This is a genomic window from Amycolatopsis sp. NPDC005003 (assembly GCF_053600695.1).
In genome coordinates this window covers 1-14,145 of the sequence record NZ_JBSGAI010000095.1, presented here as the reverse complement: position 1 = coordinate 14,145, position 14,145 = coordinate 1, and the positions used below count along the sequence as shown (strand labels likewise).

The window sequence follows — 14,145 nt, the reverse complement described above, 5'->3', positions numbered from 1 at the left end:
GTGAACTACATAGTCGACTAATACTTGCTTGATGCCCGCGCAGCCACACGGCACGTGGTGGTTCCGGGCCACCGCCCCATCCCCGCGCGGCCGGGACCGGCACGGCCCGGTTCGTGCTCAAGAAGGTCCTCGAAGCGCTGATCAGCATCGTGCTGGTGATCGTGCTGTTCTTCTTCCTCTTCCGGATGCTGCCCGGCGACCCGGTCGCGGCGATGACCCGCGACCGCGTCACCAGCCCCCAGCAGATCGCCGAACTGCGCGAGAAGATGGGTGTCGACAAGCCCGTCCTCGTCCAGTTCGGGAACTACTTCTGGAACCTGCTGCACGGCGACCTCGGCGAATCCCGGCTGCTCAACAACGGCCGCCCGGTCGCCGACATGATCGGCGAACGCCTCTGGCCGACCATCCTGCTCGTCGGCAGCGCCACCGTGCTCGCCGTCCTGCTCGGGCTCTGGCTGGGCATCCGCGCCGCCTGGCGCCGCGACAGCTTCTTCGACCGCTCCCAGACCGGGATCGCACTGACGCTGTGGTCGGTCCCGCAGTTCTGGCTCGGCCTGATGCTGCTCGTGGCGACCAACGGCCTGTTCCCCAGCCGCGGCATGCACTCCCCGGACGCCGCCCCCGACGTCCTGTCCCAGACCCTCGACGTCCTGCACCACCTGGTGCTGCCGTGCGTGACGCTGCTGGCGGTGTTCTACGCCCAGTACATGCTGATCATGCGGTCGTCGCTGCTGGGGGAGATGAACGCCGACTACCTCACCACCGCCCGCGCCAAGGGCCTGCGCGACGACCTCGTCCGCCGCCGCCACGCCGTCCCCAACGCCCTGCTGCCCACCACCACGCTGGTGTTCATGCAGTTCGGCCACGTCGTCGCCGGCGCGGTCACCGTCGAGGCCGTGTTCAGCTGGCCCGGCCTCGGCCAGCTCACCTACGAGGCCCTGCACGGCCCCGACCTGCCGGTGCTCCAAGGCGTGTTCACCGTGCTGGCGAGCGCGGTGGTGCTGATGAACCTGCTCGCGGAACTGCTCTACCGCGTGCTCGACCCCAGGGTGCGTACCTCATGACCACCTCCGAGACCCCGCGGCAGATCGCCTGGAGCCGCCGCCGCGCCTCGCTGAGCCGGACCTGGCGCGAGTTCGCCGGCCAGCGGGCCGCGCTCACCGGGCTCGTCCTGCTCGGCGCCACCGTGCTCGTCGCCCTGCTCCTGCCGCTGATCAGCGACGAAACCGGTCTCGACGTCACCAAGGCCACCGGGGCACCGCTGTCCCCGCCGAACGCCGACTTCTGGCTCGGCACCGACAACTTCGGCCGCTCGGTGCTGCTCATGACCGTGTGGGGCACCCGGATCTCCCTGCTCGTCGGGTTCTCCGCCGCGCTGCTGTCGGTCGTCATCGGGACGCTGATCGGCATCACCGCCGCGCACTTCGGCGGCTGGGTGTCGGCGACCCTGCTGCGGTTCACCGACTTCTTCCTGGTCCTGCCCTCGCTGATCCTCGCGATCGCGCTCTCGGCGGTGCTGCCCAAGGGCGTCGGCACGATCATCCTCGCCATCGGCCTCACCGCCTGGCCCAGCACCGCCCGGCTCGTCCGCGCCCAGACCCTCACCATCGAGAGCCGCCCCTACATCGAGCGCGCCCACGCCCTCGGCGGCGGCCACCTGCACATCGTCGGCCGGCACGTGCTGCCCGGCGTGATGCCGCTGGTGCTGGCCAACACCACCCTCGTCGTCGGCAACGCCGTCATCGCCGACGCGACTCTGTCGTTCCTCGGCGTCGGCGACCCCGCCTCCGTCAGCTGGGGCAAGGTGCTGGAAGACGCCCTCAACAACGGCGCCATCAGCCGCGGCGCCTGGTGGAACGTGCTCCCGCCGGGCATCGCCATCGTCCTCGTCGTCCTCTTCTTCACCCTGGTCGGCCGGGGCCTGGAGACCGTGTTCAACCCGAGGTTGAAGAAGTGACCACCCCGCTGCTGCAGCTCACCGACCTGAACGTCACCTACGCGGTGGGGGACAAGGCCGTCCCCGCCGTCCGCGGCGTGGACCTCACCCTCGACCCCGGCGGCACGCTCGGCGTCGCCGGCGAATCCGGCTCGGGCAAGTCCACCGTCGCCATGAGCGTGCTGCGGCTGCTGCCGCGCACGGCGGAGATCACCGGCGAGATCCTGCTCGACGGCGAAGACGTCACCACCATGAAGTGGGGCCGGCTGCGCGCGGTCCGCTGGGCCGAGGCGTCGGTGGTGTTCCAGGGCGCCATGCACGCGCTCAACCCCGTCCGCAAGATCGGCGAGCAGATCGCCGAACCGCTGCGGCTGCACCCACCGGCCGGCAAGGCCCTCACCGACGCCGAGGTCGACGCCCGCGTCGCCGAACTGCTCACCCAGGTCGACCTGCCCCCGAGCCGGGCCGGCGCCTACCCCCACGAGCTGTCCGGCGGCCAGAAGCAACGCGTCATGATCGCCATGGCCCTGGCCTGCTCACCCCGGCTGATCATCGCCGACGAGCCGACCACCGCCCTCGACGTCATCGTCCAGGCCCAGGTCCTCACCCTGCTCTCCAAGCTGGTCGCCGAACAGCACATCGGGCTGATCATGATCAGCCACGACCTGTCCGTGCTCGCCGCCACCTGCGGACGCATCGCCGTCATGTACGACGGGCAGATCGTCGAGGAAGGCCCGAGCGCCGAGGTGATGGGCTCGCCCGCCCACGAACACACCCGGGCGCTCGCCGCGGCGTTCCCGACGGTCGGCGACCCGGTGTCCCGCTTCGCCCCGGCCACCAGCAACCCGCTGCCGCCCGAACCGCCGGACCGGGTGGCGGGAGAGCCGCTGCTGGCCGCCGAAAACCTGCGGGTGTCCTTCCGCGACCGCACCGGCAAGCGGATCCACGCCGTCGCCGGCGTCGACCTCACGGTTTCGCGCGACGAGATCGTCGCACTGGTCGGCCAGTCCGGCTCCGGCAAGACCACCCTCGCCCGTACCCTGCTCGGCCTGCAGAAACCCGACTCCGGGGTGGTTCGCTACGCCGGTGAACCGGTGCCAACCGGCGGGTCCGGGCTCAAGGCGTACCGGCGTCAGGTCCAGCTCGTCCTCCAGGACCCCACCAGCGCGCTGAACCCGGCCCACACGGTGTACGAGGCCGTCGCGGAGGGGCCGCGGATCCACAAGCTCGCCGACGAACGCGCCGTCGTCCACCGGGCGCTGGAAGCCGCGGAACTGCGGCCCGCCGAAAAGTACGCCGACCGGCTCCCGCACCAGCTCTCCGGCGGCCAGCGCCAGCGCGTCGTCATCGCCGGGGCACTGGCGCTCGAACCGTCGGTGGTGGTGGCCGACGAGCCGGTCGCCTCGCTCGACGCCTCCGTCCGCGGCGAAATCCTCGGCCTCCTGCTGCGGCTGCGCCGGGAACTCGGCCTCGCCGCCCTGGTGATCACCCACGACCTCGGCCTGGCCTGGAACATCGCCGACCGCGTCGCCGTGATGTACCGCGGCGAGCTCGTCGAAACCGGGACCGTGGAGCAGGTCCTGCTCGACCCGCAGCACGACTACACGAAGTCCCTGCTGGCCGCCCTTCCGGGCGGCACCGCCCAGCGCCGCGGCGTGGAAACCTGACACTGAGGGAACTCCGCACGAGCGCGGTGTGTAATCTCCGAACGGAAATGGCGACCACCACCGACCCCGCACAGACGCCCTCGACCGGACTGGCCGAGCGGCTCCGCGTGCCTTCGCGGTTCCCCTACCGCACGATCGCGATGGGCACCGTCGGCAGCACCCTGCTCATGCTCGCGGCGTTCGGCGCCGGCGGCATCCTGATCAAGGATCCCGTGCTCGGCCACGGCCCGCTCTCCTGGATCCGCTACGGCCACGGTCGCATGCTCGCCAACGCCGTCCTCTACACCGGCTTCGGCCTCGTCGTCTGGGCCTGGGTCCGGCTCGGCCGGTACGTGCTGCTCGGCCGGGTCGGCAGCCGCCCCGTCCTGGTCGCCGCCGGGTGCTGGATGGCGCCGCTGCTCATCTCGCCGCCGCTGTTCACCCGCGACGTCTTCTCCTACCTCGGCCAGGGCGCCCAGCTGCTCTACGGGCTCGACCCGTACGCGAACGGCCCGGCCGAGCTCGACGTGCTGCCGAACGTCGTGCAGAACGTCCACCCGCTCTGGCAGACCACCCCGGCCCCCTACGGCCCGCTGTTCCTGCTGATCTCCAAGGGCGTCGTCGCCACCACCGGCGACAACATGATCCTCGGCGTCATCCTGATGCGGGTCGTGCTGCTCGCCGGTCTCGCGGGGACGCTGTGGGCGCTCCCGCGGCTGGTCAAGCACCTCGGCGGCAAGCTCCCGGTCGCGCTGTGGCTCGCGGTGGCCAGCCCGATGATGGTCATCCACCTCTTCGGCGGCCCGCACAACGACCTGATGATGCTCGCGTTCCTCACCATCGGCGTCCTCGCCGCCCTCGAACGCAAGCACGTCGTCGCGGTCGTCCTGGTGACGATCGGCATGCTGATCAAGCCGACCGCGGCCATCGCGCTGCCGTTCATCGTCTGGATGTGGGCCAACCACCTCACGGGCGAGTCGAAGGTCCGCAACTTCCTGCGCGCCGGCGCCGCCTCGGTGGGCCTGTTCCTGCCGGTGTTCGTCGCGGGCACGTGGATCTCGCTCGGCTCGCTCAACCTCGGCTGGTGGTCCGGGCTCAAGGCCCCGCAGCTCATCGCGAACTGGCTCAACATCCCCACCGGCATCGGCGAGGTCTTCTACAACCTGGTCCACCTGATCGTGGACGTCCAGGTCTCCCCGTTCGTCACGGTCGCCCGCGCGGCGGGCATGCTGCTGCTGATCGGCTTCGGCGTCCGCCAGTGGTGGCTCGCCCGCGGCGGCGGCACCGAGGCGGTGTACCGGGCCGGCATCTCGCTCCTGGCGGTGGCGATCCTCATGCCGCCGACCCTGCCGTGGTACCTGACCTGGGGCTTCGTCCTCCTGTCGGCGTTCAAGTGGCAGCCGCGGCACCTCGCACTGGTGGTGGCGGTGTCGGTGTTCGTGACGCTGGTGTACTACCCGACGGGCGAGCAGGCGCTGTACGACTGGTGGTTCATCGCCGGAGTCGTCCTGGCCAGCCTGTACTCGGCGGCGTCACTGCTGCGGCCGGACCCGCTGGGCATCATCGACGCCTGGCGCCGGCCGGAGAAGTTCCTCCGCGACTAGCTCCCCGTCCACCCACGCCAGGTGTGCACCTCCGTCACCACCACCGCGTGCTCCGGCGGCCGCGCGGCGTACTGCTCGTACTTCGCCACCAGCCACGACACCGGCTCGGCCCGCTCCGGCTCCGGCAGCACCCGCGCCACCCCGTCCGCGCGGGCCCACCACAGCCGCGACCAGTCCTCGTCGTAGCCGTCCGCCAGGAAGCACACCGCCGGGTTCTCCGCGATGTTGCGCAGCCGCCGCAGGGCCGTCGTCGACTTCGGTTTGTGGTCCACCGCGAACACCACCTGCTCACCCCGCACCGCGAACGTCACCGGGACCAGGTGCGGGATCCCGGCCGCCGACACCGTCGCCAGCCGCGCCACCCGGGCCGCGGTGAACCGTTCGCGTGCTTCCTCCGGGGTCATGTCAGCGCGGGGGAGCCGAACGTCAAGGTCCCCAGGTCCGCGTCCAGCGCCACCGGCACCCCCAGCGGCAACGTCGGCGACGACGCCACGTGCCCGAACCCGAACTCCTCGACCAGCGGCACCCCCAGCGGCACCAGCCGGTCCACCATCAGCGCACGCACCTCCGCCGGCGCGCCGCACGCCGCCCACGACCCCAGCACGATCCCGCGGACGCCGTCGAACCAGCCACTGCGCAGCAGCTGCGTCAGCATCCGGTCCAGCCGGTACACGCTCTCCGTCACGTCCTCCAGCAGCACGATCGCCTCCCGCGCCGACCCGTGCTCCGGCGTGCCGATCCCCGCCGCCAGCAACGACAGGTTCCCGCCCGTCAGCACGCCCGACGCCCGGCCCGGCACGATCGCCGACCCGCCGCGGACCACCAGGTTCAGCTCCGGCTCGAACAGCGACCGCCGCAGGTGCTCGACCGCGAAGTCGTCGAACAGCACGCTCGCCGGCATCGGGGAGAACAAAGTGGACAGTCCGAGGTGGACGTCCACGGCCCGGTGCAACGCCGTGATGTCCGACGACCCGGCCAGCACCTTCGGGCCGGCCGCCCGCAACGCCGGCCAGTCCACCAGGTCCAGCATCCGCTGCACGCCGTAGCCGCCCCGGGCGGCCAGCACGCACCGCACCCCCGGGTCCAGCCACGCCTCGGTGAACTCCGCCGCCCGCGCCGCGTCCGGCGCGGACAGGTACGGCGGCGAGCCCGGCTCCGCCCGCACGCACGGCCCGACCCGCACCTCGACGCCCCAGCTGCGCAGCACCGGCAACGCCTTCTCCAGCAGGTCCGCCGGCACCGGCCCGGCCGGCGCCACCAGCGCGAGGGTGTCGCCGGCCCGCAGCCGCGGCGGCCTCACCGGGACAGCTCCAGCCGCGCCACACCCGGCGTCTCGAAGCCGAACACCTGGCCGTAGAACGACAACTCCGCCTCCAGTGCCGCCACGATCGTCGCCGCCTGCCGGAAGCCGTGCTGCTCGCCGGCGAACCGCTGGTAGGCGTACGGGATCCCGCGCCCGGCCAGCTCGGCCACGAACCGATCGGCCTGCTCCGGCGGGCAGATCCGGTCTTCCAGCCCCTGCTGGAACAGCACCGGACCGGCCAGCCCGCCGACGTTCGCCAGCGGCGAACGCTCCACATACCGCTGCCGCGCCTGCGGCAGCGGCCCGATCAGCCCGTCGAGGTACCGCGATTCGAAGTCGTGCGTGTCGCCCTCGGTGCCGGTCCACCCGGCCAGGTCCAGCACCGGGTACATCACCGTGCCCGCCCGGTAGGTCTTCGTCGTCGTCAGCGACGCCGCCGCGGTGAACCCGCCCGCGCTGCCGCCCCGGATCCCCACCCGGTCACCGTCGGCCAGCCCGGCCGCCACCAGCGCCTCGGCCACCGCCACGCAGTCGGCGACGTCCACCACGCCCCACTGCTCCCGAAGCCGCTCGCGGTAGACCCGCCCGAACCCCGTCGAGCCGCCGTAGTTCACCGCCGCCACCCCGATGCCACGGCTGGTGAAGTACGCGATCTCCAGATCCAGCTGCGGGAAGTGCTGGCCGGTCGGCCCGCCGTGGACGTCCACCAGCAGCGGCGGGAGCTCGCCCTCGGGCGCCGCGAACCCGGGGTTGCGCGGCAGGTACAGCACCACCGGCACGGTCTCCCCGTCCGCGGTGCTGAACACCCGCTCCTGCGGCTCCGGCAGGAACGCCGCGGGCAGCTCCGGCTGCGGGGTCAGGTCCGTCACCACGCCATCGAGGGCGACCTGCACCACGGCGGCTTCCCGGGCCGGCCCGCCCGCGACGCCGGCGACCGTGTCGCCGAGCACCGCGAAGCCCGTCGTCGACCAGGCCGTCAGCTCCTCCGCCACCGACGTCACCGAGCCGTCCGCCTCGTCGAGCACCGCCAGCCGGCCCGAAGACAGCACCGCGTGCCGCCCGCCGCCCAGTGGCGCGAACCACCGCGACCCGGCCTTCCACAACGGCCCGCCGAGCTCCTGCTCCACCGGCGCGAGGTTCGCCACCGACCCGTCCAGGCCGACGCGGTGCAGGTTCCACCAGCCATCGGGGTCCGCCAGTGCCAGCAGCGTCTCCGGCGTCTCCCACTCGAGCTGGCACACCGAGACGTCCGCGCCGCCGGCCAGCACCCGGTGCGGCCCGAACGCGCCGTCTTCACCGACGGGCGCCACGCACAGCTCGGTACCGTCCCACGGCATCAGCGGGTGGTTCCAGCCGAACCAGGCCGCGTGCCGTCCGTCCGGCGACAGCTTCGGCACGGTCAGGAACCGGTGGCTCGCGGCGAGGACCCGTTCGCCGCCGCCGTCCACGGCGATCGCGACGAGTTCCCGCTCGATGTCGGTGGGCCGGGGGCCGGTGCCGCGTTCGCGGACCGCCCACACCTCACCGGGCCGCCCGGCCCGCAGATCGCCGTAGCGGACGCTCTGCGGCTCCGCGGGAGCCGGGGTGAGCGCCACCACGCCGATTTCGCTCTGCGCGTACACGCGCTGATCGGCCCAGTGCGTGAACACCACGACGCCGTCGGCCACCGCCCACGGCCGCCCGCCGTACTCGTGCAGCCGGTTGCGGACGTTCCACGGGGCAGGCAGCACGTCCTCGGTACCCCCCGGCACCGCCCGGACCAGCGCTACCCGGCCCTGTTCACCGGGTCTCGCCTCGGCCCACCACACCTCTCCGGCGACGACGTCGAGCCACTGCGGGCCGCCACCGGCGGCGGCCACCTCGGCGGCGGTGATGGGCGAAGACCAGGTTCCGTACGGGGAGATGCGAGACACCCCCCGAGGCTAGCGGCCCGCGAACGGTGGGGCGGCGGATGCCGATCATGCGCCGGTGGCCTAGGGTCGTCAGTGCTATGTCTCGCGTAATCCACGTCTTCCGCCAGCCGGATCGGTTCGTCGCCGGCACCGTCGGCGAGCCCGGCGATCGCACGTTCTACCTCCAAGCGTCGGAGGACGTGCGCACGATCAGCGTCACCATCGAAAAACAGCAGGTCGTCGTCCTCGCGGAGCGCCTGAGCTCGCTGCTGGAGGAGGTCGCCAGCCGGTTCGGTGCCGACGTCCCCGACGACGCGCCCGAGGACCTCGTCGACCTCGACCCGCTCACCGTGCCGGTCGAGGAGGAGTTCCGCGTCGGCACGATGGGCCTGGGCTGGGACGCCGACAGCAGCGCGGTCGTCATCGAGCTGCTCGCCATCACCGAGGGCGAGGTCGACGAAACGGTCGTGCTCGACGACACCGAGGAGGGCCCGGACGCCGTCCGCGTCTTCCTCAGCCCGGCCGCCGCCCGGGCCTTCGCCGAGCGGGCCGACCGCGTCGTCAACGCCGGCCGCAAGCCGTGCCCGCTGTGCGCCGAGCCGCTCGACCCGACCGGGCACATCTGCCCCCGGCAGAACGGCTACCGGCGCGAAACCGACGCGGGCGAAGAAGACTGACCATGACGCCTGCCCCGGCCGATCCGGCGTCCCGCGAACTCGTCACCCACGGCCGCATCGACGTCGAAGGCCGCCTGGTCGACGCCTCCAACGTCACGCTCTTCTGCGCCATCGAGCTCGACGGCGTCACCGGCCGGGTCGTCTACAAGCCGGTGTCGGGGGAGCGGCCGCTGTGGGACTTCCCCGACGGCACCCTCGCCGGGCGCGAGGTCGCGACCGCGATCATCGCCGACACGACCGGCATCGGCGCGATCCCGCCGACCGTGCTGCGCGACGGCCCGTTCGGTCCCGGCATGGTCCAGCTGTGGGTCGAAACCACCGAAACCGAGCTCGTCGACGTCGTCCCGCCAGACGAGGTCCCCGAGGGCTGGCGCACCGTCCTGCACGCCCACGACCGGCTCGGCGAGCCCGCCGTGCTGGCCCACGCCGACCACCCCGGCCTGCGCGACCTCGCCGTGCTCGACATCGTCGCCAACAACACCGACCGCAAGGGCGGCCACCTGCTGGCCGGTGTCGACGGCCGCGTCTACGGTGTCGACCACGGCATCTGCCTGCACACCGACCCGAAGCTGCGGACCGTCCTGTGGGGCTGGATCGGGGAGCCGCTGGCCCCGGACACCGTCGAGAAGCTGCGCAAGCTGCGCTCGGAGCTCGACGGCGGACTCGGCAACACCCTCGCCGAGCACATCACCGGGTTCGAGATCCGCGCGCTGGCCGAACGCACCGACGTCCTGCTCGCCGAGGGCATCTTCCCCGAGCCGGGCGACGACTGGCGAGCCATCCCGTGGCCCCTCTTCTGATCGACGACGCGGCCCGGGCCCGGCTCGTCGACCGCTTCGGCGCGGAACTGGCCGAGCCCTGGTGCGACACGCTCCCGGACCTGGTCGCCCGGCTGACCACCCGCTGGCGGCTGACCGTCCGCGAGGCCCGGCCCGGCAACACCGGCCGCACCCTGCTGTGCACCGGCCCCGGCGGCGACCTGCGCGTCCTCAAGCTGACCCCGGATCCGGAAGTCGCCCGGCTGGAGTTCGCCGGGCTGAGCGCCTGGGCCGGGTGCTCCCGCGTCGTCCAGATCCTCGACGCCGACCTCGACGCCAACGCCATCCTGCTGGAAGGCCTGGTCCCGGGGACCGAGCTGACCGGCCGCGACCTGCCGTGGGCCGAGCTCGGCGAGCTGCTCGACCAGCTGCATTCGGCCGAACCCCGCGGGGAGCTGCGGCGGCTGGCCGACGGCATCGAGTTCATCTTCGGCCTCTCCGAACGCCGCCGCCGCGAATCGCCGGCCGCCGCCCACCTGAGCGCCGAGGCGCTGGCCACGGGGCGTGAGCGTGCGCTGGAGCTGGCCGCCAGCGGACCGGTCACGCTCATCCACGGCGACCTGCACCCGGCCAACGTCCTCGACGCCGGACCGGCACGCGGCGCCGTGGCCATCGACCCGCGGCCCGCCCTCGGCGACCCGTCGCTCGACGCCATCGACTTCGTCTTCGTCCCGATGGCCGCCGGCGGCACGATCGACGACGGCATCGCCGCACTCGCTCCGCACGTGACGGACTTCGACGCCGACCGCGTCCGCGCCTGGTGCGTCGCGATGGCCCCGCTGATCGCGCTGGCGCCCCTGCGCCGCGGCGAGCGGACACCGTTCACCGACGCGGTCCTGGAACTGACCCGCTGACCGGCGTGGCATGACCCGCCCGGGCACGTCGGGCCACTAGGTTGCCTGGTCGTGCGCTCCCAACGCTATGACGACGTGCTCGCCGGCCCGCGCCGCAAGAAGGTGCCGGATGTCCCCGCCGAACCGGGCCTGGTCGTCGAGGACCCGGCCAGCGGCTACTGCGGCGCCGTGGTGAAGATCGAGTACGGGAACGTCGTGCTCGAAGACGCCAAAGGCCGCCACCGCGTCTTCCCGCTCGCTCCCGCCGGGTTCCTCCTCGAAGGCAAACCGGTCACGCTCGTGCCCGTCAAGGCCCCGGCGAAGGCACCGGCCCGGCAGGTCTCGGCATCCGGGTCGGTCCGCGTCGAAGGGCTGAAGGCCCGCGTGGCCCGCGACTCGCGGATCTGGGTCGAAGGCAAGCACGACGCCGAGCTCGTCGAACGCGTCTGGGGCCACGACCTGCGCGTCGAAGGTGTCGTCGTCGAGCCGCTCGACGGCGTCGACGTGCTGGCCGACCGGATCGCCGAGTTCGGCCCGGGCCCCGGCCGCCGTCTCGGCGTCCTGGTCGACCACCTGGTGCCCGGCAGCAAGGAATCCCGGCTCGTCGAAGCGATCCGCGACGAGAACGTGCTGGTCACCGGCCACCCGTACATCGACGTCTGGGAGGCCGTGCGGCCCGAAGCCGTCGGGATCAGGGCCTGGCCGAAGATCCCACGCGGAACCGAGTGGAAGCAGGGGATCTGCGCCGCGCTCGGCTGGGGGCAACCGTTCGAAGGCTGGCAGCGTGTCCTGAGCGGGGTGAGCAGTTTCCGCGACCTCGAGACCCCGCTCATCGGGGCCGTGGAGCGGCTCATCGACTTCGTCACCGAACCGGCGGAAGAGGGATGAATGTCCGTTTTGTCCAAGGTCACGCGAGGGTCACGTCCCGTCACTGCGCCGGTGCGAACCGGCGCGATCTGAGAGCATGAAGCCATGTCATGGGCACTGGTCTGGTTGATCGTCGGCATCGCGCTGGTGATCGCCGAAGTCGTCTCCGGCGACTTCGTGCTGGTCATGCTGGGCGTCGCCGCGCTGTTCGGCGCCGGTGCCGAGGTCCTCGCCGGGAACCTGGTCATCGACGTCGCCGTGTTCGCCGTCGCCTCCGTCGGCATGCTCCTGCTGGTCCGCCCCGCCCTCAAGCGACGCTTCCTCTCCGGGCCGGTCCACCACACCGGCATCGACGCCCTGATCGGCGCCCGCGCCGTCGTCGTGTCCACAGTGGACGCGGAAACCGGGCAGGTGAAGCTGGGCGGCGACGTCTGGTCGGCCCGCAGCCTCGGCGAACACCTCCCGCCCATCGCCCCCGGTACCCAGGTCACGGTCGTCGAGATCTCCGGCGCCACGGCCGTCGTGTCGGCCGAGCCGTGAGCCTGGGGCTCGTCATCGTCGGCGAGGGCCACGCCGCGGTGATCGAACGCGGCGGGCGGTTCCGCACCGTCCTCGGGGCCGGCCGCCACTTCGTGCTTCCGTTCGCCGACCGGGTCCGCGCCCGGTTCGACCTCGGCGACCAGATCCTCTCGGCCCCGCCCCGCCCGGTCGAAGCCGGCGACGGGCAGGAGGTCCTGATCGGGTTCGAGGTCGTCTTCGCGGTCACCGACCCGCGCGCGGCCACCTACGAGATCGCCGGTCCGGCGCTCGCGATCGAGCAGCTGACCCGCACCGCGCTGCGGCAGGAAGCCGGCCTGACCACGGCCGAGCGCGCCGTCGCCGCCCCGGGCGACCTGCACCGTACAGTGTGGACGGTCCTGCACGACACCACCGGCCGCTGGGGCATCACCACGAAGGAACTGGAGCTGGCGGTGCTCCCGCCCGCGGCACCCGGAACACCGTCAACCGCGCAAGAATGGTACTAGGTAAGGGGAAATTCTCTTGACCGGATTTGTGATCGGCCTGGTCATAGCGCTGGCCTTGCTCGTGATCATCACGATAGCCAAGGCGGTCATGGTGGTGCCGCAGGCGCAGTCGGCCGTGATCGAGCGGCTCGGCCGGTTCCGCACGGTCGCCTCGCCCGGCCTCAACATCCTCGTGCCGTTCCTGGACAAGGTGCGCGCCCGGATCGACCTGCGCGAGCAGGTCGTCTCGTTCCCGCCGCAGCCGGTGATCACCGAGGACAACCTGACGGTGTCGATCGACACGGTCGTGTACTTCCAGGTCACCGACTCGCGCGCCGCGGTGTACGAGATCTCCAACTACATCGTCGGTGTCGAGCAGCTGACCACCACCACGCTGCGCAACGTGGTCGGTGGCATGAGCCTCGAGCAGACCCTGACCTCCCGCGACTCGATCAACAGCCAGCTGCGCGGCGTGCTCGACGAAGCCACCGGCCGCTGGGGCATCCGCGTCGCCCGCGTCGAGCTGAAGGCGATCGACCCGCCGCCGTCCATCCAGGACTCGATGGAGAAGCAGATGCGCGCCGACCGCGAGAAGCGCGCCATGATCCTCACCGCCGAAGGCCAGCGGGAGTCGGCGATCAAGACCGCGGAAGGCCAGAAGCAGAGCCAGATCCTCGCCGCCGAGGGTGCCCGGCAGGCGACCATCCTCGCCGCCGAGGCCGAGCGGCAGTCCCGCATCCTGCGGGCCCAGGGTGAACGGGCCGCGCGCTACCTGCAGGCGCAGGGCCAGGCGAAGGCGATCGAGAAGGTGTTCGCCGCGATCAAGGCCGGCCGCCCGACCCCGGAGGTGCTGGCCTACCAGTACCTGCAGACCCTTCCGCAGATGGCGCAGGGCGACGCGAACAAGGTCTGGATGATCCCGAGCGACTACGGCAAGGCCCTCGAAGGCTTCGCCCGCGCGCTCGGCGCCCCGGGCGACGACGGCGTGTTCCGGTACGAGCCGCCGAAGGACGACGACGTCCCGGACAAGCCCGAGCTCGAGGACGAAGAGGTCTCCAGCTGGTTCGAGACCAAGAGCGACCCGAAGGTCGCCGAGGCCGTCGCGGCGGCGGAAGCCGTGGCGCGCAAGGAGGTCCCGGCGATCGGGGCGCCCTCGTCGCCGCCCGCGCGGCCGTCGATCCCGCGCCCGGCCCAGCAGCAGCCCGAACCGGAAGCCGATCAGGACCGCGGCACGGAGGCGGTGCCGCCGCCGCAGCAGCCCACGACCCCGAAGGGCGGCCTGCCGCAGCCGCAGGCCCCGGCCGGCCCGCCCCCGGGTGGCCAGTACCAGGGCCCGCCCCCGCAGGCGCCGCCGCCGGGTCAGTTCGGCGGCCCGCAGCAGCAGAACCCGGGCTCCGGGCCGTTCCCGCAGCAGCCCCCGTTCGGTGGCCCCCAGGGCGGCCCCCGCCGCTGAGCAGTCTGCCGCAGCTCGTCGTGAGTGGTTTATTTTTGTTGTTTACCAAATATAAAAAAAAAACCCCGCGGCCCTATAGGGGGGTTTGTTGGGTGGGTTTTGGTGTATTCGT

The 14,145-nt window shown here is 72.2% G+C and carries 14 protein-coding genes; 11 read left to right on the top strand and 3 right to left on the bottom strand.

Annotated elements, in window-relative coordinates; translation table 11 throughout:
- Positions 1 to 113 precede the first annotated feature (113 nt).
- Genes ACWED2_RS47615 through mptB form a run of 4 tightly spaced genes read left to right on the top strand, consistent with a single transcriptional unit; the run spans position 114 to position 5,186 of the window.
- Complete coding sequence (locus ACWED2_RS47615) at positions 114 to 1,064, top strand: ABC transporter permease (protein WP_449697103.1); 951 nt, start codon at positions 114 to 116, stop codon at positions 1,062 to 1,064.
- Entirely contained in the window at positions 1,061 to 1,957 is an 897-nt protein-coding gene (locus ACWED2_RS47610) for an ABC transporter permease (protein WP_449697102.1), read from the top strand. Before ACWED2_RS47615 ends, ACWED2_RS47610 begins: the two co-directional genes overlap by 4 nt.
- Positions 1,954 to 3,603 (top strand): nickel ABC transporter ATP-binding protein NikE, encoded by a 1,650-nt coding sequence (gene nikE, locus ACWED2_RS47605; protein ID WP_449697101.1) that lies wholly within the window; start codon positions 1,954 to 1,956, stop codon positions 3,601 to 3,603. Before ACWED2_RS47610 ends, nikE begins: the two co-directional genes overlap by 4 nt.
- A gap of 47 nt (positions 3,604 to 3,650) precedes the next feature.
- Entirely contained in the window at positions 3,651 to 5,186 is a 1,536-nt protein-coding gene (gene mptB / locus ACWED2_RS47600) for a polyprenol phosphomannose-dependent alpha 1,6 mannosyltransferase MptB (RefSeq protein WP_449697100.1), read from the top strand.
- On the opposite strand, the gene ACWED2_RS47595 is transcribed toward mptB, so the two are convergent.
- Genes ACWED2_RS47595 through ACWED2_RS47585 form a run of 3 tightly spaced genes read right to left on the bottom strand, consistent with a single transcriptional unit; the run spans position 5,183 to position 8,402 of the window.
- Positions 5,183 to 5,590, bottom strand: coding sequence for a TIGR03668 family PPOX class F420-dependent oxidoreductase (locus tag ACWED2_RS47595; RefSeq protein ID WP_449697099.1), 408 nt, complete (start codon positions 5,588 to 5,590; stop codon positions 5,183 to 5,185). The genes mptB and ACWED2_RS47595 overlap by 4 nt on opposite strands.
- Positions 5,587 to 6,486, bottom strand: a complete 900-nt coding sequence (locus ACWED2_RS47590; RefSeq protein WP_449697098.1) for a S66 peptidase family protein — start codon at positions 6,484 to 6,486, stop codon at positions 5,587 to 5,589. The genes ACWED2_RS47595 and ACWED2_RS47590 overlap by 4 nt, the downstream gene beginning before the upstream one ends.
- Positions 6,483 to 8,402, bottom strand: a complete 1,920-nt coding sequence (locus tag ACWED2_RS47585) for a prolyl oligopeptidase family serine peptidase (protein WP_449697097.1) — start codon at positions 8,400 to 8,402, stop codon at positions 6,483 to 6,485. The genes ACWED2_RS47590 and ACWED2_RS47585 overlap by 4 nt, the downstream gene beginning before the upstream one ends.
- A 77-nt stretch (positions 8,403 to 8,479) precedes the next feature.
- Between ACWED2_RS47585 and ACWED2_RS47580 the strand changes: the two genes are divergently transcribed.
- The 7 genes from ACWED2_RS47580 (at position 8,480) to ACWED2_RS47550 (ending at position 14,033) form a co-directional block, all read left to right on the top strand.
- Positions 8,480 to 9,058, top strand: coding sequence for a DUF3090 domain-containing protein (locus ACWED2_RS47580; RefSeq protein ID WP_013226500.1), 579 nt, complete (start codon positions 8,480 to 8,482; stop codon positions 9,056 to 9,058).
- A 2-nt stretch (positions 9,059 to 9,060) separates the two neighbouring features.
- On the top strand, positions 9,061 to 9,858 hold the full coding sequence (locus ACWED2_RS47575; RefSeq protein WP_449697096.1) for an SCO1664 family protein: 798 nt from the start codon (positions 9,061 to 9,063) through the stop codon (positions 9,856 to 9,858).
- Positions 9,843 to 10,730: an aminoglycoside phosphotransferase family protein gene (locus ACWED2_RS47570; protein WP_449697095.1), complete on the top strand. Its 888-nt coding sequence runs from the start codon at positions 9,843 to 9,845 to the stop codon at positions 10,728 to 10,730. Before ACWED2_RS47575 ends, ACWED2_RS47570 begins: the two co-directional genes overlap by 16 nt.
- 51 nt (positions 10,731 to 10,781) lie before the next feature.
- On the top strand, positions 10,782 to 11,597 hold the full coding sequence (locus ACWED2_RS47565) for a DUF3097 domain-containing protein (RefSeq protein WP_449697094.1): 816 nt from the start codon (positions 10,782 to 10,784) through the stop codon (positions 11,595 to 11,597).
- An 84-nt stretch (positions 11,598 to 11,681) separates the two neighbouring features.
- Positions 11,682 to 12,116 carry an NfeD family protein gene (locus ACWED2_RS47560; RefSeq protein ID WP_449697093.1) on the top strand — a complete coding sequence of 145 codons (435 nt, stop codon included), beginning with the start codon at positions 11,682 to 11,684 and terminating at the stop codon, positions 12,114 to 12,116.
- Complete coding sequence (locus tag ACWED2_RS47555) at positions 12,113 to 12,601, top strand: SPFH domain-containing protein (protein WP_449697092.1); 489 nt, start codon at positions 12,113 to 12,115, stop codon at positions 12,599 to 12,601. The genes ACWED2_RS47560 and ACWED2_RS47555 overlap by 4 nt, the downstream gene beginning before the upstream one ends.
- An 88-nt stretch (positions 12,602 to 12,689) precedes the next feature.
- Positions 12,690 to 14,033, top strand: a complete 1,344-nt coding sequence (locus ACWED2_RS47550) for an SPFH domain-containing protein (RefSeq protein ID WP_449697104.1) — start codon at positions 12,690 to 12,692, stop codon at positions 14,031 to 14,033.
- Positions 14,034 to 14,145: the final 112 nt, after the last annotated feature.